Annotated in this window: 25 protein-coding genes and 1 tRNA gene; all 26 read right to left on the bottom strand. The window is 35.3% G+C overall.

Going from position 1 to position 19,252, the window contains the following annotated elements; translation table 11 throughout:
• Positions 1–7: 7 nt before the first annotated feature.
• The 26 genes from FD31_RS05440 to FD31_RS05330 all read right to left on the bottom strand — a co-directional run bounded on the left by FD31_RS05440 (position 8) and on the right by FD31_RS05330 (position 19,132).
• A complete protein-coding gene (locus tag FD31_RS05440) occupies positions 8–3,082 on the bottom strand; it encodes a tape measure protein (RefSeq protein ID WP_057891754.1) in 3,075 nt (1,024 codons plus the stop codon).
• Between the two features lie 230 nt (positions 3,083–3,312).
• The gene (locus tag FD31_RS05435) at positions 3,313–3,726 is read right to left on the bottom strand and encodes a phage tail assembly chaperone (protein ID WP_057891753.1); all 414 of its coding nucleotides are present in this window, start codon (positions 3,724–3,726) and stop codon (positions 3,313–3,315) included.
• Positions 3,727–3,740: 14 nt separating this feature from the next.
• Positions 3,741–4,226 carry a phage tail tube protein gene (locus tag FD31_RS05430; RefSeq protein WP_057891752.1) on the bottom strand — a complete coding sequence of 162 codons (486 nt, stop codon included), beginning with the start codon at positions 4,224–4,226 and terminating at the stop codon, positions 3,741–3,743.
• A 15-nt stretch (positions 4,227–4,241) separates the two neighbouring features.
• Positions 4,242–5,624, bottom strand: coding sequence for a phage tail sheath family protein (locus FD31_RS05425; protein ID WP_057891751.1), 1,383 nt, complete (start codon positions 5,622–5,624; stop codon positions 4,242–4,244).
• A 2-nt stretch (positions 5,625–5,626) separates the two neighbouring features.
• The gene (locus FD31_RS14070; protein ID WP_157049146.1) at positions 5,627–5,785 is read right to left on the bottom strand and encodes a hypothetical protein; all 159 of its coding nucleotides are present in this window, start codon (positions 5,783–5,785) and stop codon (positions 5,627–5,629) included.
• Complete coding sequence (locus tag FD31_RS05420; protein ID WP_057891750.1) at positions 5,775–6,194, bottom strand: phage tail terminator family protein; 420 nt, start codon at positions 6,192–6,194, stop codon at positions 5,775–5,777. The genes FD31_RS14070 and FD31_RS05420 overlap by 11 nt, the downstream gene beginning before the upstream one ends.
• A complete protein-coding gene (locus tag FD31_RS05415) occupies positions 6,191–6,625 on the bottom strand; it encodes an HK97 gp10 family phage protein (RefSeq protein WP_057891749.1) in 435 nt (144 codons plus the stop codon). Before FD31_RS05415 ends, FD31_RS05420 begins: the two co-directional genes overlap by 4 nt.
• On the bottom strand, positions 6,606–7,004 hold the full coding sequence (locus FD31_RS05410) for a hypothetical protein (RefSeq protein ID WP_057891748.1): 399 nt from the start codon (positions 7,002–7,004) through the stop codon (positions 6,606–6,608). Before FD31_RS05410 ends, FD31_RS05415 begins: the two co-directional genes overlap by 20 nt.
• Positions 7,001–7,390, bottom strand: a complete 390-nt coding sequence (locus FD31_RS14065; RefSeq protein WP_057891747.1) for a hypothetical protein — start codon at positions 7,388–7,390, stop codon at positions 7,001–7,003. Before FD31_RS14065 ends, FD31_RS05410 begins: the two co-directional genes overlap by 4 nt.
• A 141-nt stretch (positions 7,391–7,531) precedes the next feature.
• Positions 7,532–8,443, bottom strand: a complete 912-nt coding sequence (locus FD31_RS05400; protein ID WP_201782112.1) for a capsid protein — start codon at positions 8,441–8,443, stop codon at positions 7,532–7,534.
• Between the two features lie 6 nt (positions 8,444–8,449).
• The gene (locus tag FD31_RS05395) at positions 8,450–9,004 is read right to left on the bottom strand and encodes a phage scaffolding protein (RefSeq protein ID WP_057891746.1); all 555 of its coding nucleotides are present in this window, start codon (positions 9,002–9,004) and stop codon (positions 8,450–8,452) included.
• Between the two features lie 130 nt (positions 9,005–9,134).
• On the bottom strand, positions 9,135–9,290 hold the full coding sequence (locus tag FD31_RS14275) for a hypothetical protein (protein ID WP_164480484.1): 156 nt from the start codon (positions 9,288–9,290) through the stop codon (positions 9,135–9,137).
• Positions 9,265–11,322 (bottom strand): minor capsid protein, encoded by a 2,058-nt coding sequence (locus tag FD31_RS05390; RefSeq protein ID WP_057891745.1) that lies wholly within the window; start codon positions 11,320–11,322, stop codon positions 9,265–9,267. The genes FD31_RS14275 and FD31_RS05390 overlap by 26 nt, the downstream gene beginning before the upstream one ends.
• Positions 11,315–12,745 carry a phage portal protein gene (locus FD31_RS05385; RefSeq protein WP_057891744.1) on the bottom strand — a complete coding sequence of 477 codons (1,431 nt, stop codon included), beginning with the start codon at positions 12,743–12,745 and terminating at the stop codon, positions 11,315–11,317. Before FD31_RS05385 ends, FD31_RS05390 begins: the two co-directional genes overlap by 8 nt.
• Positions 12,727–13,992 carry a PBSX family phage terminase large subunit gene (locus tag FD31_RS05380; RefSeq protein WP_057891743.1) on the bottom strand — a complete coding sequence of 422 codons (1,266 nt, stop codon included), beginning with the start codon at positions 13,990–13,992 and terminating at the stop codon, positions 12,727–12,729. Before FD31_RS05380 ends, FD31_RS05385 begins: the two co-directional genes overlap by 19 nt.
• Positions 13,964–14,743, bottom strand: a complete 780-nt coding sequence (locus tag FD31_RS05375) for a terminase small subunit (RefSeq protein ID WP_083483591.1) — start codon at positions 14,741–14,743, stop codon at positions 13,964–13,966. The genes FD31_RS05380 and FD31_RS05375 overlap by 29 nt, the downstream gene beginning before the upstream one ends.
• A 47-nt stretch (positions 14,744–14,790) precedes the next feature.
• Positions 14,791–15,483 (bottom strand): hypothetical protein, encoded by a 693-nt coding sequence (locus tag FD31_RS05370; protein ID WP_057891742.1) that lies wholly within the window; start codon positions 15,481–15,483, stop codon positions 14,791–14,793.
• A 2-nt stretch (positions 15,484–15,485) separates the two neighbouring features.
• Positions 15,486–15,929, bottom strand: a complete 444-nt coding sequence (locus tag FD31_RS05365) for a hypothetical protein (protein WP_147007337.1) — start codon at positions 15,927–15,929, stop codon at positions 15,486–15,488.
• A gap of 104 nt (positions 15,930–16,033) precedes the next feature.
• Positions 16,034–16,115 (bottom strand) — tRNA-Tyr (locus FD31_RS05360).
• A gap of 385 nt (positions 16,116–16,500) precedes the next feature.
• Positions 16,501–17,016, bottom strand: a complete 516-nt coding sequence (locus FD31_RS05355; protein WP_057891740.1) for a hypothetical protein — start codon at positions 17,014–17,016, stop codon at positions 16,501–16,503.
• A 12-nt stretch (positions 17,017–17,028) separates the two neighbouring features.
• Positions 17,029–17,163 carry a hypothetical protein gene (locus tag FD31_RS14475; RefSeq protein WP_268872418.1) on the bottom strand — a complete coding sequence of 45 codons (135 nt, stop codon included), beginning with the start codon at positions 17,161–17,163 and terminating at the stop codon, positions 17,029–17,031.
• Positions 17,163–17,537, bottom strand: coding sequence for a hypothetical protein (locus tag FD31_RS05350; protein ID WP_147007336.1), 375 nt, complete (start codon positions 17,535–17,537; stop codon positions 17,163–17,165). Before FD31_RS05350 ends, FD31_RS14475 begins: the two co-directional genes overlap by 1 nt.
• 163 nt (positions 17,538–17,700) lie before the next feature.
• Positions 17,701–17,901, bottom strand: a complete 201-nt coding sequence (locus FD31_RS05345; protein WP_147007335.1) for a hypothetical protein — start codon at positions 17,899–17,901, stop codon at positions 17,701–17,703.
• Between the two features lie 16 nt (positions 17,902–17,917).
• Positions 17,918–18,385: a hypothetical protein gene (locus tag FD31_RS05340; RefSeq protein ID WP_057891737.1), complete on the bottom strand. Its 468-nt coding sequence runs from the start codon at positions 18,383–18,385 to the stop codon at positions 17,918–17,920.
• A 14-nt stretch (positions 18,386–18,399) separates the two neighbouring features.
• Positions 18,400–18,936, bottom strand: a complete 537-nt coding sequence (ssb, locus tag FD31_RS05335) for a single-stranded DNA-binding protein (RefSeq protein ID WP_057891736.1) — start codon at positions 18,934–18,936, stop codon at positions 18,400–18,402.
• Positions 18,929–19,132 carry a helix-turn-helix domain-containing protein gene (locus tag FD31_RS05330; RefSeq protein WP_057891735.1) on the bottom strand — a complete coding sequence of 68 codons (204 nt, stop codon included), beginning with the start codon at positions 19,130–19,132 and terminating at the stop codon, positions 18,929–18,931. The genes ssb and FD31_RS05330 overlap by 8 nt, the downstream gene beginning before the upstream one ends.
• Positions 19,133–19,252 lie beyond the last annotated feature (120 nt).

The raw sequence follows: 19,252 nt of genomic DNA, 5'->3' as shown, positions 1-19,252 counted from the left end.
CCACCTCTTAGCTTAATGAAGCATTTTGTTTCTCAATTAAATATTGTTCAAATCTTCCAACTAAGTGTTCTAAATCTTCATCACTGTTTCCAGTGCTTGTAATCTGAATTGCTCCAGGCGAAATGTTAACAGTACTTTGACTGTTTGACGTTGTACTGCTATCAGCACCATTTGAAACAATACCACCAGCGCCTATAACTGGATCATCATTTTTTAAATCATTTTGAATCGTTCCATTAACACCTAGATTGGACCCGTTTAAACCTTGAAAGGTTGCCATCAAAGTGTTTAAAACACCTAATGCACGTTGAAAACTATTTGCTAACATATCACCAGGATTATTGGTCAATCCACTCATAGTCATTGGCCCGAGTTGTGGATTCATATTAGAAGCGGCGTTAACTACTCCTTGAGCCATGCTTGCTGAAGCATTAGCTGCATTTTCTGAATCTCTGTTCAATCCATTGATTAAACCTTGATCAACCCAACGTCCATATTGGTTAAACAATTTTGATGGTGAACCAATATGGAGCACAGACTTAGCAGCATCCACCACTTTACCAGCAACACTCTTAACTGCACTGACAGCCGAACCAATCATTGATTTAATACCATTAACTAAACCTTGAATTAAATCTTTACCTACACTAACCAATGAATTAATAAATCCCTTAGCAGCATTTACAGCATTCTGAATACCACTTGAAACTGCTGTTACAACTCTAGACATAGCACTAACAATGGCAGATACCATCATTGTTCCAGCCATAATAAATGCTGTCGCCAAGGTAATAACTGCTGAAGCTACCATAGTTAAGCCACTAGCAACAATCATAAGTGCAGCACCAACGATAATTAATCCTGCTCCCAAAATGATAGCTGCAACTCCAAGCAACAATGCTCCAACAGCTGCAATCATCATAAGTGGTGCAGCCATCATTAATGCAACAGCAAATACCATCATTCCAACTCCAGCAACAATTGCAACAGCTGCAATCATAATCAAGGCTACTGCCATCAATAGCAAACCAACAGCACCTGTAAGTGCAAATACAGATACTAAGGCCAAGGCTACACCTAACATCAATACACCAACGGCAGCTACTAGCGCACCAGCACCGACTACTATTAAAGAAACGCCAAATAGCAATGCTCCGACAGCACCAATAATAAAACCTACGCCAAGAACTGCAATGGCAATTCCTAGCGCTAACACACCAACAGCACCAACAATAGCCGCTAATCCAAATACCGCAATAGCACCAGCCAAAGCCAATAATCCAACAGCTGCACTAACACCATATTGAGAAATTAAAGGCAATTGAGTAGCTAATAATGCTATACCGGCAGAAGCAATGAAAATAGCCACACCAATCAATAACAAGGCTGCTGAAAATACTAAAAATCCAGCAGCGGCCACGATAAATTCAGGCCCTAGTAGTTTGACCACAACGGCAAGTATGGCAATTGCTGCAAACATACCAAAGAATACAGCTATTGCTGCACCACCAGATGATGCAATTCTTTGAGTTGCCATAGCCATAAGCAACATTCCACCACCAGCTAGAGCAACACCTGCACCAACCATCATCAAAGCTGCTCCTAATTTCATGTAAGCACCAGCTGATTGAACAATTCCACCAGTCTTAGGAGTTTGAGGTAACTCAGGTGTTTCAGGAACTTTAGGTGTCTTAGGAGTCTTCATTTTTTTAAACATCTTTGAAAAATTTGATATTCCACTACCAATTTTCATAGCTGCCTTCAAAATTATAAATGCAACTGCAAGATTTTTAATTGTTCCCGCAATTTTAGTTATAGTACTTGGCTTCAATTTACTAATTCCATTGATAATGGCTGTAAACACAAGACCTTTTAAACCGCCTTTTAGGATTACAAAAGCACTGCCTAATGCTGTGATAGTACTAGGACTCAGTCTACTAATAACTTTTGCAATGGCAGAAATAGATTTAACAACTCCTGATAAAGAGCTGCCGGCAAATGCCCCTAATTGTGAAAACATATTATTTTTTCCACCAGACATCTTTCCAAATATCTTACTTCCCGCATTACCCAAATCATCAAACATAGTTTTAATATTATCCAAAGCCCCAGTAGATTTAAAACCACCAAACATATCGCCAATACCTTGTTTAATCTTTCCAATAACTATCATTGCTTTGTCGGCGAACGCATCAAAGTTAATATTCCCGATTGAATCAGTTAAATTGCTTACCATCTTAATTCCGACTTTACCAACCCGATCAAATGCACCTTGCATCTTATTAGCAACAGTTTCTTTTAAACCGTCCATAGCTTGACCAACTGTCTTATATTGTGTAGCCATTTTTGAAAAGTACTTATTAGTACCCGTAGAAGAAATAGCATTAAAGAAGTCTTGAGTTGCAATTTTACCATCTTGAACACTTGAAACTAAATCTTTGGTCGACATTCCCATCGTCTTAGCGACTTGAGATACACCAGCAGGTGTTTGCTCCAACATCAACTTAAAGTCTTGCCATTGTACCATTGGTTTTGCAGCCATTTGAGTAGCTTGTTGACTAAGTGTCTTCATAGCTTGTTGCGGGTTATCAGACGCAGCGGCCAATCCACCAAAACCTTTAACCAGCTTTCCAGTACCCTTGATACCGACGGCCGCTAATTGACTATAAGTAGAGGCCATATCGGAAGCAGAGTAAATAGTCTGTTGAGCAAATTTTTGCATGGAACCCTTAGCAACAGCTATTTGCTTAGGTGACTTACCCATCATCTGCATATTACCATCAAATGTCTGCCACGCCTTACTTGACTCGTTCAACTCACCTACCATAGAAGTAATTCCAGCAGTGGCCAGTCCAATACCTTTAGTGATTCCAGCACCGACAACAGTTCCGCCAAGAACAGATTTGAACAATCCACCAGCTTGTCCAGCTGATTTAGTTAGTCCGCTAAACGCACCACCACCGTTTAAAACTGATTTAAAACGTTGAAAACCTGATTCCCCTTTACTTAGGCCAGAGCCTAATTTACTTAATGTCGAAGAAAAACCATCGTAAATTTTAATTGTTGAACTTATAGTAGCCATATTAACCTCCTTTCTAGCAAAAAAGGCTAAATCCTAGCGATGTGCTTTGGACTTAGCCTTTCTTTCTGCCTCTTTTTGTTGCTTCTTTTCCTCAGTGATTCTTATTTCAATTCCAGCGATAATTAATGCTCTTTCTCTATTTGAGAACGAAAGCCACGTTTGAGGTGTCCAGTGATATTCGTTCATTGCATAGAAATAGTAATTTAAATCGCCTGTATCACTAGAATTAGCTAGTTTTTTACTTCTTCGCGAAGATTATCCACATCCTCTAAATCAAAACCACATAAATCTTGAATTTGGTTGAGTAATTCGGCATATTCTCCAACTTTTAACATTTTTTTCAAGAGTCCCACTGGATCAGCGATTGAGTTCCAACTCTTCTGTAAATCAGCATTATCAAGTTCGGGAGACACAACACATGCAGCTGCTAACAGATCAACATATTTAGACTGATCCACACTTGACGTGATTTGACGTGTTTGTCTATCCTTAGTCTTTGTCGTTGCTTGTTTTTGAAGAACTGAGTTTTCATCTTCTGTAATTGATTTAATTACAAATGGTGCTTTAAATCGAGGGAACTTAACCTCCCTTGTTTCCGGTTTTGCATCTACATTTTCCATTAAAAAATCTTTAACATCTGCCATTAATAAAACTCCTCCTATAAATCAAATCCTGTAAATGGTGTTACCAAATCTACTTCTTCAAACGTAAAGTCTGATTCCCATTCCATTACACCATCATCGGCTTCAAAATCTCCAATAGGAATATCATCTAAGTTAACTTCGCCTAAATGAACTGTTTGTTTTCCAGCTCTTGAAGTAGCATCTTCAATTGACATCGTGATTTCAAAGTATAAATCTTTGCCACCTTGAATATAAGGTAAAGCATATTTCAACCATGTTGAACTCATTACATATCCACCTAAAGTACCGGTACCTTCAACACTTGTTGTTTTCTTGTATTTCCATCTACTACCAAGAACTTGAACGTCTTCCTTATTTTTCTCTAACTTTGCTGTAAATTTAGTAGCTTCAATCAAAGGAATAACTTTCCCATCAATTGTGATATATAGTTTGGCGTCCTTTGTTGAAATGGTATCTCTACCGCTTAAAAAACTACCAATAGTACTTGTTGATTCAGCCATATTTCATTCCCCTTCCTATTCAACCACGATTGTCATGTAAAGTTTTTCCATGCTATCAACTGGCGTTACTGCAACATTGACTAAAATTGAATCCTTATCATTACCAGGTTCAACAGTTAAATCTGATGAATCAAAGTCTGCAATAATGCCTGTTTTCATCAAATTCGACATATAAGAAACTCGATTGGCCTTAAATAAGTCACGACCAGTTGAATCATTATTGACCTTGCCAATGAACATATCTTCAAAGGCTTCTTCCGAGTCAGTAGCAATCTGATCTAGAGTTCTGATGATTCGATTCTTGCTAAAATCTTTAGGCTTCTTGTCGCTAAATGTAGTCAATGAATTAATATCTTGTTCAATTACAACACGTCCACCACGCTTGGCTGTAAATACGATGCAACCATCATTTAATGCCTTAATTGTTGATTCGTTATTCAGTGATGGATTAGTTGAAACTGCACCAGGATATTCTGAATAAGTTAATGATTTACTTGCATCAGTAGCAGATGAGATACCAGCAAAATAACCAGCCGCAGTTGTAGTATCAATTTGAGTACCATCTTCCAATACAACGCCATTAGCGACTACTGAAATGCCTTCATAATTGTAGTCATACCCACCTTCATACACAGGAACAACTGCACGAACCTTATAACCTTCTTCATCTCTCAAACGTTGAACTGCTGTGGCAATTAATTGATGAATATTGTTCTTAGGTTCAAACCCTGCTGCGGTCACAACATTAAATTGTGCCGTTTCAAGAACATCATTCAATAATTCGGTAATCTCCACTGGTTTAGTAGTTCCGCCTGCTAGATCATAAGTTGTTGAATTTGCTAAAACCTCCAATTTATTAGTTGCCGGTTTGTCATCAACACCAGGTACTTCATTAGTTGTGAAGTTCACATCAATATATTCATTTGACTTAAGACCATTTGCTGTTGTTGTTCTAATAACCTGTTGATCAACAACTTCTGTTTCATAGATGGTTGATACTGTAATTCTTGTATTATCATTAGGATCTTTAACTACAGACACATGTAAATCATTACCTTTAGTACCAGGGTACTTTGCTGTAAAAGTCCAAGGTAGAGCAACATTAGCGATTGTTGCTTTATCACCATCATTATTATTTAAAAATAATACGGTTAATGCACCTTTTAGCGTTTCTCTCAATGCTCCAAGTTCAGGAGTATTCAATGGTTCACCAAGCAATGCCTTAAAATCAGAATTAGAGTTCAATTCAATTATTCCTTTTGATCCCCAATTAAGAGTTACATCGCTAACTAAAAGCGTTCTACCTAAGCTAGTATCTGCTTTAGGTTGTGAAGCACCAACCGTATTAATATAAGCGCCAGGGCGACGTTTATTCTGTGTTGTCCATGTTCCAGCCATATTTATTTAATTCCTCCTTTAAACTTAATAATTTCTTGATTGGCAGCAGGTAACGAATATTGTTTTGAATTATCAAGTACAATCTTCAAAATATCTCGGTCCATTGGACTAAATCCTGTGCTATTAACTAAAGATTCTTTGCTATAGCTTTCAATTGCCATTAGCAATTCCTCCTTTAAATTTCATATTCTCCTGTTTAGGGGTGTTATCGACTTCATGAGCACGAATCCATACTTCAAAAGTCATTTGTAAGGTATTGTCATCAGATTGTTTAAAATCTCGATTGCGAATCGTTGCATAGCTTTTTAAAGATGTGAAATTATCTAAAAGAATCTCTTCAACTGACTCCATGTCTTCATTTGGCCTATCAACCTTAGGAAAATAAACAACCTGATAGGTATACTTACGATTTTGAATATTAAATAATTCAGGTTTCACACCTGTATCCACTTTTTGTACAAAAAAAGATGGCTCTTCAAAGCCACCTTTACGGTTTTCTCTATTAATTTGAACGTTTGGAAACAACCCAACAAGTTCATTCCCGATAAGTTCAACAATGCTTTCTTTCAATCAAAAAGCCCTCCTAAATCTCTCAAGACAGGTGATAGTAATTGTGGCATTTGAGCATCAACTTCAAACATAGTCTTCATAAGCATATGAGTACCAGGTACCCAACTGGCTTTCAGACGTTTACCAATTGCTGGAACGTATCTTCCAGGTGTTTGCCTGTGTCCATCCTCAACGTACGAAGCATATTCAGTGTTATTTTGAAGCTCAATTACAAAAGCATTTCCTGTATATGTTGGTCCAACTACTGACCATTGTTTCCTTAAATTACCATCTTTGACAGGTGTTAATGACTTAACATTCTTCAATGCTTGAGTTCCAACTTTAAGAGAGGTCTTTTCAATCTCTTGCTTTAATATCCCTGAATCAAGTTTACTTTTAACTTTGCCGGCAAATTCTTGAAATTGGGCATCGTCAATCGTTCCCCATGCCATCACTAATCACATCCTTAGCTTTTTCATCACGAATCATTGCTACCTCCTGATGACTAACATAACCACGATATCCCTTACTAGAGCGTTTGTATTTAGTAACATGACCATTTACATCAGTTACTGAAATATCAGCTCCAGCGGGAATAGAAACATCGTTATCAATCAAAAGTTTGACATCGTACTGATCAGTTCCAAACTCAGTTTGATTACTGGTTTTTAAACTCCTCAGAATCACTTTACCTGGTCGATTCTCACAAATTATTACTGGTACATCTTCTGTAAATCCCTTACGTAGACCATTCTTAACGCCAGTAATAGTTACACGATCATTCCAGACACGTTCAATAATTCCATTCATCTTTTTAAATGCTGATTTCATCGTTGTATTCTCCTAAAACTATTGAGTTGAGCAATGAAATTATCAGTAATCGAATTAACCGACTGAAGTGTGGAATAGACATCAGCAGGCGTTTTGAACGACACTGAAATATCACCTTCAGATAATGAGGTAACACCATCATTTCTATCATCAACAGGAGTTAACAATTCATGTGTATCAATCATTTGTATACACATAGAAATAATCGTCATATCAAGTTCTTCAGGTATTGAATCAATAGGAATATGAACGTAATTACTAACATCACCAACCACTTTATCAACCACAAAACCAACAACACTTGAATAATTTTCATTATCATTTTTAGGAACTAATACAGCTAGTTTAGTTGTAATCTCATCCTTTCTTGGAAATTCAATCATCATTTAATCACCCCTAATCAACTGGAACTAAGGCCAACAAATCATCTTTAGCAGTCTTACCAGTATGATCAATGTTATTAGCATCTAACCAAGCTGTTATTTCAGCTATCGTATTTGAACTAGTTGGCTTATTCAGTTTAGGGGTTACGCTTTTGGGGCTTTATCAGCAATAACGAACTCAATTCCCTTAGTTTTAGTCTTCAAAAGTAGTACATCATCATAAGAATCTTCATAGTACAAATAGTTACCACTGTTTTGAGCAGATGGTGCATCAAAGCCAGCAAAGGCATACTTTTCAGGTGCAACTTGAACACCATTGTAAATTAAAAACATCTCAATTTGTTTAGCATCGTCCTCTAGCTTTGAACCAACTGTAAAATCAAATGCTGTTTGCATTAAATCTGATGGAATAACATTGATAGTTACATCATCAAGACTATATACAGAACGCTTGATATTAGCTTGATCACTTAAAATAATTGAACGATTAATAGCATCTGCACTCTTTAAAATCTTATTAATTTGAGGTGTGACATACAAAATACGTCCAGATTGTGGAATGCGTTGTTCATCAAAGTTAGCCATCATGTTATCAAAAGCCCCTAAGATGTTCTTTTCATCTAACGTATCAGTTGAAATACCACCATCATTTGCATCTACTTTTTCTTTATACAATTTACTGAACATGTATCGGTCTTTTTCTGGTAGCTTCTCATCAAGGTTAAATTGCTTAGTGATATTAGCTAGTGAAATGACCATATTAGATTCATCAATATCAGATGGATCAACTAATGTTGACCAATAACGTTCATTCTTCAATTCATATGAATCCCAATCATTGGAATAGTTAGAAACAATTTCTGTGATTGTTCTACGACTTCTATCCTTACGGCCTGAGTCGATTGTCAAACGTGGTAATTTAATATGTTTTGCTCCATCAAATTTGATTAGTGAATTAGATGGTGAATTCCACAATGCAGCAGAAAATAGATGACCATCATAGAAACCTTCTTGAATAGCTTGTTGATATGCATCAGCATAGTTAATTGTTGCCATTATTTATTACTCTCCTTTAAATATATTAGTTAATGTTTGAACGTCATTCTTATCATTGGAACCATTACCGCCAGCAGGGCTGTAGTCTTGATGTTGTCCTTCATCAAATAGATAACCATCTGACTTTTTGAGTGAATCAATTTGATCATTAACACCAACTAATTCGCCCTTATCATTTAATTTGATGTCATCCATATTCAATAAGCCTTTAATAGCTTTAGGATTGCGAACCTTAGCGGCAGTCAGAGTTTCATTCAAAGCACTGTTTAGTTTGGTTTGATTAAGTTGTTCATTGAGATTAGTAGTGTCGGTTTTATATTTACCTTGTAAATCCTTGAGTTGACTAGATAAATCATCGTTATCTTTGACTTTCTTAGATAATGACTTAATATCTTTATCGCGCTCTGCTAATTGAGATTTGTAAGATTCATTCTCTTGCTTAATGGAATCAACATCCCCAAATGATTTCTTAGTATTTTCAATATCAACACCATTTTGTGACATAATTTGATCAATGACAGATTCTTCTAAATTCAAACCTTTTAAAAATTCTCGTTTCATAGTTAAAAATCCTCTCTCGCAATATTTTACGTGGGGCGACCACAATCAAGGTATAAAAAATAAGCACTTTTACGACTTACTCAGGTCAAAAAAATCATAAGAATGATGTTCAACTTCTTTGTTGAATATTTTAATCAATATAATTTCCCTTAATATCTCGTTCTCTTGTTACCTCATTCTGATATTCTTCAAATTCTTTTTTCGCCCAATCAGGGGCTTTATCAGAGATAGAAAATTTGTTATTTTTTTGAATCCAATATTTATAACTTTCCGGCATAACTAGCATTATTTAATACCTCTAATGCGTCCTTTTCATAATATTCTTTAAAAATCTGTGCTTGTTTTCCTGGTGTTGGTCCATAAGCTTCTGCCATTATTTCAGCAAAGGGCTCTACAGTTGAACCTGATTGTTTTTCGAAGCTATCACTGGCATAATCGCTAATTTTGCTTATCTTAAAATCAGGATTATCCTTCGATATATCTCTAAAAACCTTATAACTGAATGATTTTCCATTATTTAACTTAGATAATTGAATATCAATGTGATGAGACAACTCATGCAACATAACATGATTGCCATCACTATTTTTAGAGAACCATCCACCATTAACACCATTTTTAACAGTTTCATCAAGCATTTGTCTATCCTTGAAATATTTAGTGTTAACTGAGAATCCTTGAGGACTTCTAGTTCTTATAGATGACGAATACCACGCCGCTGCTTTACCTGATTTAGTCGGAGAAACAGCATTAAGAGTTGGAATCTTTTCAGGAAGTAAATTATATATATTTCCAAATTGCTGAAATGTTTTAATTGTCTCTTGCATAGCAATATCAGAAAGTCTGTTCTGATGTGTTTCATGAATTTTCATCCCATATTTATCCGTAATGATATTAACCAACTCATCATGTCTTAACTTGTTTATTGACCCATCAGCCTTTGCTACTTCGAAAATATCTTTTTTATATTTACCAGGGACTTTTATAATTTCTTTAGCTGGTTTAAATTCTTTTGTTTTTTTAATCCAGTCAGCAATACTTTGATATTGTTTTTTATCTCCAAATCGACCATTACCCATTTGATACTCAATAGTTTCAAGTAAATCTTCATTATCTGAATAGTGATGTAACACTTCCAGCCATTCGCTACTTAAAGACCTGCCCTCATCACTTTCAAATTGAACCTTATTACCATCAGGAGTTTCAACCACTCTGACACCGCTTGGCCACTTTGATTTATCCAAAGGATTGATACCAATAACCATATTTTTAACTAGCTTCTTAATATTCTTTTCTGGCTTGCCGTATTTTTGCTTCCATTCATCAAAACCCATATTGTTAATAATCTTGCCTTTGCCTGTTTCGGGATCACGCATCCAACGTCCCTTTACATCAGGTAAATCATCAATATGTGGAATTGTGGTGCATCTACAATAAGGATGAATATTTGGATAGTTAATACCATCTTTTCGATCCGATAGCTTGAATATATGTCCATCCAAGTGAGCACAATCATCACACGTATGTGATTCTAAAGTAGCCATAAACTCGTATTCTTTAATGCCAGATTCCTCATACGATCTAGCAGTGGCTTCTTCAGTGATATGGCTCATTTCAGATAGCACCAGCCTGTGGATATTAGACCTTTTAATATCCTTAAAACTTTCATGTAGCATTGAGGTTATTTTATTTGGCGAATATCCTAACAACGTACCTCTTAATGCAGCATCCATCAATTTGTTTGGAATATCTTCACGATAATTTTTCCAAATGCGTTCGGAAAAGTTTTTACCAGACCAGGGCTTACTTGCAATTATCCTCATCTGATCTTCATTGAAATGAGCAAAATTACTAGTAAACTTTTGCTTTGCTAATTGTGTTGTGTATGTAGTTCTCATATACGAATCATCAAACTGCTTTACTAATTCATTGCTTAAACTAGTTTCCTGTTCATCTCCAAATCTAGAAGTACGTTGCTTGAATTGCGTTTCTAAGTTTTGCAATCTTGCAATACGGCTTTTAAAATATTCTGAATCTAGTTCTTTTTCGTGACCGCCCTCAATAGCCTTAGACTTGAACTTATCTAATGTCATGTTCCAATTAGAATTACCAATATTCTTTAATATTTTTTCGTTTTCTTCCTGTGGTATTTCATTAGTTTGACTGTATCGACGGTAGTATTTATTTAATTCTCCATCTAATTCATGCTGTAAACCATTCAAGTGTGGCTGTAATGCTAATTCATAGTCCTTAGTATTGGTTAACTGATTGGCTTTGGTTTGAAGAAACCTTTTCTCCCAATAAGTGAGATCACTCATCTTCTTTATCCTTACCATCTTCATCAGTTTTAACTATATCTTTTGGATTTCTACCATCGTCGTAAGGGTCTCTAACCATGTCATCTTTACGATTCTTCATTTCTTCTTGCCAGTCATCAACGATTGGATTTGCCTTAGCAATTGCTTCATCAGATGAATAGTTTGCAACTTGAGAAATAACTTGTGCATCCTCCAAACTATTATGAATGGCTGTACGAGTCCATTTCTGGTTGATTTTAAGACCTTCATAATCAGATACATTCATCCACCGCATAATTGCTCTAACCAATTCATTTAGGCTATCTCTAAAATATGATTCAGTCATTGAGGCTTTGAGTTCCAAATGGCTATATAACATTTTGATGGCTGTACCAGTTGCATTGTTTGTAGCAAAATCAGTTGGATCAATACCTTGCGCTTCAACGAATAAATCAGACTTGGTTATATCAAGTAATGAGTTCCTAGCTTCAGTTGGAATATCTATCGTTAACTTGTCCAGTCCTGATTTATCACCGGTTCCCACATTATCCAACTTAATGGCTTTGTATTCCTTAATGGTATCCACCAGTTCGCTAATTTCTTCACCACCATAATTGGTTAGAACAAGAATTACTTGTTGCACATCATCAACATCATTAACAAAACCATTGTAAACATTATCATAAACATCTATCAGGCCTTTATATTTGAACAAGTCAGGACGTTCATATTTATTTTTAGGAAACGATATAAAAGGAATTCTACCAAAATGATGTTCAAGAACGTTGCTACTCCCTAATTCATTCCCTGTACTGGCATCAAAAATAGGAAAACGATCATTCATTTGCAATAAATTATCATAATTAGAGGTTTCCGATTTAAATACTGTTACTGTTTTATCATTCCAATACTCATGCACACTATAATTCTTGCCAGTATCTGGATTTAATTCTTGATATGTTCTACGAACTGCCAATAACTTCTTATCCAAATCATTTGAATAAATTGGTGTGACTTGACCAGGAGGAACAATGCCATATCTAAATTGATTTTGTTCATCGATCCAATAGTGAACCCATGCAACTCCCGCATTAGCAGCATCAACAACTAGTTGATTCAACCGCAAATTAAAGTTATCACCCAATGTAGTTTTAATACTCTCGTTTAATTTATCATTTTCAACATCAATTGCAGGAGGAATAGTTGCTAAGTAACCAGCCTCCTGATCAACGAGTAATTGATGAAAGTTGGAACTAACACGATTATCGGCTTTTCTTAACGGTTCATCCTTACCATCAGGATTGGTCTTTGATTCACCATTATTGCGGTTCGTGATGTCATTCTTATTAAAGTAATAGTTCAATGACTTTTGAAATCTATTAATAAATTCGGTTCTTCGTGGATCAGTTAATTGAAGCAGTTTCTTCATTTCTTTGATTTCCAAGGCTTGAATCCTCCTTTCCTAATAGTTGATTCAAGTGAATATCTTGTGGCATCCATAGCATGGTCATTACCATCAGGATAGCCAGCCTTAAAGTTTCCATTTGAATCTCTTTCTAATTCATAAGTGCTGAATTCTCTTGCTGCATTCGGGCATTTCTTAGAATCAATGACTATCTCACGTAAATCCTGTAACCATTTATAACCTTGGTCTCTGCTACCCGGTCCTTTAATAGCACCATATACGTTTAATCCCATATCTCTGTATTCAGCAATCGTACCAGGGGACGCTGAATCACCAATAACCTGCTTATTTTCTGGATCAAGTTTCTTAATCAAATCAACAGCGTTTCTATTCTTCAAACCAACCTGATAAATTTCATTGAAAATATATAATCTGTGATTTGCGACATCAAAAAAGGTCTCGACGTATGCTAATGGATCATGAGCAAAACCAAAATCGAGGCCTCTTTTGATGTTATCGAATAGTTGATATTCTTCTTTAGTAATTTTGCGTAACGTGATGTTGTCGAATACTTCTGCACCTGTCCCAGTTATTTCTCCTAAGTATTCATGATTGAAAGCCTTCGGATTATCTTTCTTTAATTGTTCCGCATCAGCCAGGAATTCTTTTCCTAGCCATTCTTTAGGAACTGATAAGTAATCAGATGAATGAATCAAAGTATCATCACGAGTACCCTCTTTAGCCGTAGTTTGATTAACCCAACTGTTTAGACTCGCAGGAGGATTGTACGAATAAAAGGTAATGATATTGCTACCACCACGGTTCAGCGATTGGTTCATTGAACGTATCTCAGCCCAATTGTTAAACTCATCAGTTTCTTCATAGTGCTTGAATTTGGTAAATCCATGACGAAATTTCTGAGATTTAATTTTTCTAGGCTTATCTGCACCTTTGAAACGTATTTGCTGACCAGTAGGCTTGTAAGTCAATGTCATAGGACTAACTGACTCTTTCCAATATTCTTCAACTCCTAATGCATCAATTGCCCAAAGATACTGATCATATACAGAATCACGTAAGGTATTTGCAACCTTTCTGAGTACTACCGCATTAGATTCAGAATCTCTCATAATTCCAAGTACCACTTCAATTGATACAAAACTAGATTTAGTAGAACCACGTCCGCCTTTAAGCCAGTAATTTGAATGTCTATGATGTTTGATATCTACATGAAGCTGTCTGAAAGATGGTGCAACTTTACTCTTGAGTTTTACTTGCTGTGCCATCTTCATCATCCCCTTCAATATCATCTAAAATTTGAACCGCATTATTATCATCTTTGTCTTTAAAGGTATCCGCTAACTTGGTCAAGCTATCCAAAGCTTTCTGCTTATCATAAAGTTTAACTACTAATCCATCTTTACCTCGATGAATTTCTTGAACCAATGACCAATCTATTTGATCACTAGGCTTTAAATAAATATCAGCAACGTGTTTCTCAACTGGATTGTCCTCAGTATCAAGAAAAACATTACCATCGTTATCCATTACTATCTCTTTATGAACTTTGTAATCCAATACATCCCCAAGACTCGCAAATGCTTGTTTGGCATATTCTTTAACAACATCATCAACACTTATGTATATATCTGAATGTAGTTGATTCTTCAATCTCGTTATTTGCTCTTTTACGTTAGGGTTTGCGAGGTTACGACTACCTTCTACTCTCGATGTTTCATAACTTGCACCATATGCTCTTTGATAAGCCTGAGTTGCATTAAACTGTTGCAAATAAAAAAGGCAGAACGATTTTTGCTTTTCTGTCAGCTTATCGTTTGCCTCTAATTCATCTATTATTTTGGGTGCAACCTTTTTAGGTTTTGTATGCACACTCTTCTTAATGGGTGCACCCCTTTGCCAACCATGTCTACTCTTCCATGATTTGACTGTATTGATTGATACTTCATACTTACTAGCGATATCTTTATATTTCATTCCAAGTAAGTAATCCTTCTCTGCCTCTTTCCATTTATCCATTACATATCACCTAACCTCCTAAAATAAAAAAAGAAGCTATTCGGCATCTAATTATCATTAATATGATCGTATGCATATTCATACTGTTCTTCATAATCATCGAATGTATCTATTCTCTTTATAGCTGCCATTTCAGAATTGCGATTAAATTGAAGACAATAATTTTCGCCGCCAATACCCACATATTCTTTATTACTTACTCCACTTGCGTCTTCAATACTCTTTTGAATACGCATTATTTTTTTCAACTGCTCTTCAGTATTTTCAATGGATAATATCGGTCTAATAGCAGATACTATTTCTGAATTATTAGGTTTAATGATTTCTTTAGGTCCAATTTCCCCACCAGCAATTAGTTCTGACCTAAAATTATTACCACTCTTCATTTTATATGCTTTTACTTGACCATTCACATCAAACCCAAAGACGTAAACTGTTAAAGTTCCAGCATTATTTTCTAAACTAACATCTCCATTATTGATTCCATTTGATAAATATGAGCTTATCAAATCAACTAATATATCCACCTCACCTGCTAATACTTCGTGAATCATATTAAATACTTTTTTCAATATGGTTAAGTTTCCCGTTCCACACACTACAGATTTAGCAAATGGTACATACTCAAATTTTTGAGTGAAATAAGAAGGCACTACTTTTCCATCTCTATTTATAGATACCAATGTATCCATAGATAATGTAATTGAATCGTTTAAAATCATAGCGTTCATTGCTGTCATTGTTAGTCCTCCGTTGTTTTCTTAAATTGTATCCATTTAGATTTAAATTCTTTTCCTTTCAAGTTTTTTACTGCCATTCGATAAAATTTATATTCATCAGCGTAGTTATCATTCATTGTTTCTAACGATTTGATTTTCATTTCTTTTGCATCACCAGGTGCGACTATCTGAATAGCCCCAATATTATAATCTGAAAGTTTCTTGTCTTCTACCCTTTTACTACATCCCCAGATTCTATGCTTCCTGCAAAACATTCCACTATAAAAGAACTTACCGCTTTTGTTATTAACATTTACCACAAAAACCTGTAGTTTATTGTCCTCTATTTTTGAACAATAAACCTTACCTACAATTTTATTTGCTTTCCGAAATGTCAGAACCACAAACATAAAAGTACTTGCCGAAATAATTACTGACCAATCCCATGAAGATAATGTTTTTAACAAGCACTGCAGCCAACTCGGAACCCATGTTATTGTAATTAAAAAATAATACATTTTTAGTACCCTTTTAAAATAATACTAGTATGTTCCTGTCATTTCCATTTTTATGAACGCTGATGGATTCGAACCACCGAACCAAAATGGAACAGGGTTACAACCTGTTGCGTTTAACCACTTCGCTAAGCGTCCATTAATAGCTCACCGTTCATGATCAGATGACGGGCTATTAATTGTTTCTATAACTTCTAAACTCGAAACAATGGTTGATGTCTATTGGCTAGCCGTACAACCGTTTTATTTAGTTTTATGCTGAAGGACAACGTGGATACTAGGAGTCGAACCTAGTGACTGCTACCGGAAACTTATTATTCGTAGAAAAGGGGATTATCTAAAAGTTAGTATTAACTCACTAAGTAATTAGCAATCATTGAGCCTATCTCAATCCACAAAAAAAGTGACCCTTCCAAAGGTCACTCCAAAAATCATAGCTGAGGTGCTATACAGAACTATCTGACTAATTCCACAATATCATTATATATCTTTAATATACGAGGTTCTGAACACCTTTCGGACATCATTTGGACATATCGTTAATTCCATCTAATCCAAATGTCATTACACTCAATTCACTAATAGCTTTTTTCATATCTCTATCGATTGTTTTTGGATCACAGTGATATTTTTTTGCCAATTTGTTCTTATTAAGAAAATCTCTAGATAAATAATACCCATCGACCACTCCGTATCTACGTTTTTGTTCTTCATCGCCGTGATCACAAATTCCTTTGTACCGTTTTAATATTTCCTTAAATAGAATCATCATCTCTTTTGATCTGGCTCTATAGCCTAGCATAGATTGAATTGATAATTCATCAGCTGGCAAATGCTCTTTATAAGAGTTGGGAATTTCACTCTTGAAGTCTGGTAATGGTAATTCAGTATGATTCTCAAGATATCTATACTGTTCTAACAATAATTTTATATTTCTCAGTTCCTTTTGAGATTTAAGTAAAGTTATTTTTTTACGTTTTCCAATCAAAGTATTTGCTAGTTTATCAATTGTTTCATCACTTAAATCTATTACTTCCAAACTAATCACCCCTTAGTTATATTCTGATAAGATACTATCGATATCATCCGCTGCAATTTCAGCATCTTCTCTTCTTTCATCAGAATCCTCAATCAATGAATAATTCTCAAAATACTCAATTACTGCTTCCTTTTGATTACTATTCATTATGCAACCACCACAACATGACCAGATTCAATTTCATCACTGAATTTATCTTCAAGATATTCTTTAATCGAATTCATAGCATCAATCTTCCACGCACCACCATCTGCATCAAAAATTGCACCCTGCATACCTTCCCTCATTCTAAAGATAAACTTACTTACCGGTTGATCAACCTCTAAAAATGTCCTATATGGTGCTAATTCAACAGGATTAGGAACCTTGACTTCTGATACATTAGCAACACCAGATTGAACGGTTACTGATTGACTAACTCCATCATCACTAGCCTTACGAACGTTCTCCTCTTTCAAATTACCAATGACTTTTAAAATAATATTTCTATCATTTGTTTGTACAAATTGTGATTGAAGCATTATATTCATCTGCTCTGCGTCAATGAAATATCCAAAAACTGTATCAGGTGTAGAGGCGTCTGATTTTGCCAGCCATTCTCTACGACCATAACTGTCTAAAGCTGTAAATACATTAACCTGTGTAGGACTTTCAACTCTAATAAATAACCTTTGTGCTTTTCGTTCATCCATATTTTTTTACTAAAGCAATTAAACCTGTTAATGTTCTTAACCCAATAGATTCATCTGATAAATCCTTGGGAACAATCAAACATAAATCTCCATCGCCGTCTATATAATAATTTTGACCATCAACGATTTGAATCTTTTCTCCTGCAGCTTCTAATGATAATTCTTGAATCTTTTCAATAGTTTCAGTTGTCATATCCATTTGTGTTTACCTATGCCTTATTTTTTTGTAAATCAATAATGTTTTGCTTTTTATCTGAATTTTCAATGTTTTCTTCAGCAACTTTTTCTTTTGATTCCACTTCATCAACCGACTCACCAATATCCGTCTTAGCCTTACCATCATCGACATCAATATAAGTTTGACCTGGTACATTGGACTTCAATTCATTAGCGGCAATAAATCCAGTATTCATATCTCTACCAAGCAACATGGTTGTCGACGTTCCAACTTGTGGTGCCAAAGTAGATTTAGCTTCAACTCCAACGTCTACTGAATTTCTTTGATCATTAGGTACATACGTCAAAGTGAGAGTGATTTTACGTTTCTTGCTTGCATCTGTATTCAAATCAAGAATGTTTTCGCACACTCTTTGCACCTCTTTGGCAAATTTGGCTTGTACGGCGCCTTCTGCAATTTCTGATAGATTGAAATTTATTAATTGTTTATCTTTACTCATAAGCTACTCCTTTATTAAAATGGCAAATCATCATCACTAATATGTACTCCACTGGAATTACCATGGAATGGATCACTGGAATTGTTATTAGAATTATTTGATTGATTGTTACCATATTGATTTTGGTTATTTGAATTATTTGAATTGTTATAATTATTTGAATTCTGATTGTAATTTGAAGATGAGCTTTGATTGTTATATCCATTATCAGAATTGTGACGTTCGTTTTCCGCCTTAGTTTCAAGCAATGAAAAGTTTTCTACCATGATATCAGTTCTGTATACCCGTTGGCCTTGTTGATTGTCATAAGAACTTGTTTGAATACGTCCGTCAATTCCGACTAAGGAACCTTTATGAGTGAAATTTGCAAAATTTTCTGCTGCTTTACGCCAAACTACACATCTAATGAAATCAGCGTCTCTATCACCATTGGAATTGGTAAACTGTCTATTCACAGCTACGGTAAAACTTGCGACCGCTGCGCCATTAGATGTATATCTCAGTTCTGGGTCTCTAGTTAAACGTCCGACCAAAATCACTCGATTAATCATCCTTATCACCTCTAAATTCGTCTAAACTAATTTTCAGTGCATCGGAAATTTTAATCATCAGTCCAATGGTTGGATTTTTTATCTTACCATTTATAATAGCCACAATATTAGTTCGAGGAATATCTGCAATCCGCGACAGCTCACTTTGACTAATATTTTTAGATTTAAGTATTTTTTTTAAGTTATTTTTGTACATTTCACACTCCATCTTGTATAAGAACTTTTGTTCTGTACAGTATATTGACATGCTGTAATTCTTTTACTAGAATATTTGTATTGAATACACGTTTTTGTTTATCCTCCCCATGATTACTTC

The organism is Companilactobacillus nantensis DSM 16982, from assembly GCF_001435815.1.
Classification (GTDB): domain Bacteria; phylum Bacillota; class Bacilli; order Lactobacillales; family Lactobacillaceae; genus Companilactobacillus; species Companilactobacillus nantensis.
Note: the sequence above shows the minus strand (reverse complement) of the source record. Positions and strands in the feature narration are given on the sequence as shown.

Bases quoted from the DNA above. Each gene is read 5' to 3' on its own strand.
- FD31_RS05435 (WP_057891753.1), bottom strand. From the start codon at position 3,726: ATGGCAGATGTTAAAGATTTTTTAATGGAAAATGTAGATGCAAAACCG.
- FD31_RS14070 (WP_157049146.1), bottom strand. From the start codon at position 5,785: ATGGCAATTGAAAGCTATAGCAAAGAATCTTTAGTTAATAGCACAGGA.
- FD31_RS05340 (WP_057891737.1), bottom strand. From the start codon at position 18,385: ATGAGTAAAGATAAACAATTAATAAATTTCAATCTATCAGAAATTGCA.
- FD31_RS05345 (WP_147007335.1), bottom strand. From the start codon at position 17,901: ATGACAACTGAAACTATTGAAAAGATTCAAGAATTATCATTAGAAGCT.
- FD31_RS05390 (WP_057891745.1), bottom strand. From the start codon at position 11,322: ATGAGTGATCTCACTTATTGGGAGAAAAGGTTTCTTCAAACCAAAGCC.
- FD31_RS05430 (WP_057891752.1), bottom strand. From the start codon at position 4,226: ATGGCTGAATCAACAAGTACTATTGGTAGTTTTTTAAGCGGTAGAGAT.
- FD31_RS14065 (WP_057891747.1), bottom strand. From the start codon at position 7,390: ATGATGATTGAATTTCCAAGAAAGGATGAGATTACAACTAAACTAGCT.
- FD31_RS14475 (WP_268872418.1), bottom strand. From the start codon at position 17,163: ATGAATAGTAATCAAAAGGAAGCAGTAATTGAGTATTTTGAGAATTAT.
- FD31_RS05350 (WP_147007336.1), bottom strand. From the start codon at position 17,537: ATGCTTCAATCACAATTTGTACAAACAAATGATAGAAATATTATTTTA.
- FD31_RS14275 (WP_164480484.1), bottom strand. From the start codon at position 9,290: ATGCTAGTTATGCCGGAAAGTTATAAATATTGGATTCAAAAAAATAAC.
- FD31_RS05395 (WP_057891746.1), bottom strand. From the start codon at position 9,004: ATGAAACGAGAATTTTTAAAAGGTTTGAATTTAGAAGAATCTGTCATT.
- FD31_RS05415 (WP_057891749.1), bottom strand. From the start codon at position 6,625: ATGGCATGGGGAACGATTGACGATGCCCAATTTCAAGAATTTGCCGGC.
- FD31_RS05330 (WP_057891735.1), bottom strand. From the start codon at position 19,132: ATGTACAAAAATAACTTAAAAAAAATACTTAAATCTAAAAATATTAGT.
- ssb (WP_057891736.1), bottom strand. From the start codon at position 18,936: ATGATTAATCGAGTGATTTTGGTCGGACGTTTAACTAGAGACCCAGAA.
- FD31_RS05425 (WP_057891751.1), bottom strand. From the start codon at position 5,624: ATGGCTGGAACATGGACAACACAGAATAAACGTCGCCCTGGCGCTTAT.
- FD31_RS05410 (WP_057891748.1), bottom strand. From the start codon at position 7,004: ATGAAATCAGCATTTAAAAAGATGAATGGAATTATTGAACGTGTCTGG.
- FD31_RS05380 (WP_057891743.1), bottom strand. From the start codon at position 13,992: ATGGCACAGCAAGTAAAACTCAAGAGTAAAGTTGCACCATCTTTCAGA.
- FD31_RS05440 (WP_057891754.1), bottom strand. From the start codon at position 3,082: ATGGCTACTATAAGTTCAACAATTAAAATTTACGATGGTTTTTCTTCG.
- FD31_RS05400 (WP_201782112.1), bottom strand. From the start codon at position 8,443: ATGGCAACAATTAACTATGCTGATGCATATCAACAAGCTATTCAAGAA.
- FD31_RS05370 (WP_057891742.1), bottom strand. From the start codon at position 15,483: ATGACAGCAATGAACGCTATGATTTTAAACGATTCAATTACATTATCT.
- FD31_RS05375 (WP_083483591.1), bottom strand. From the start codon at position 14,743: ATGGATAAATGGAAAGAGGCAGAGAAGGATTACTTACTTGGAATGAAA.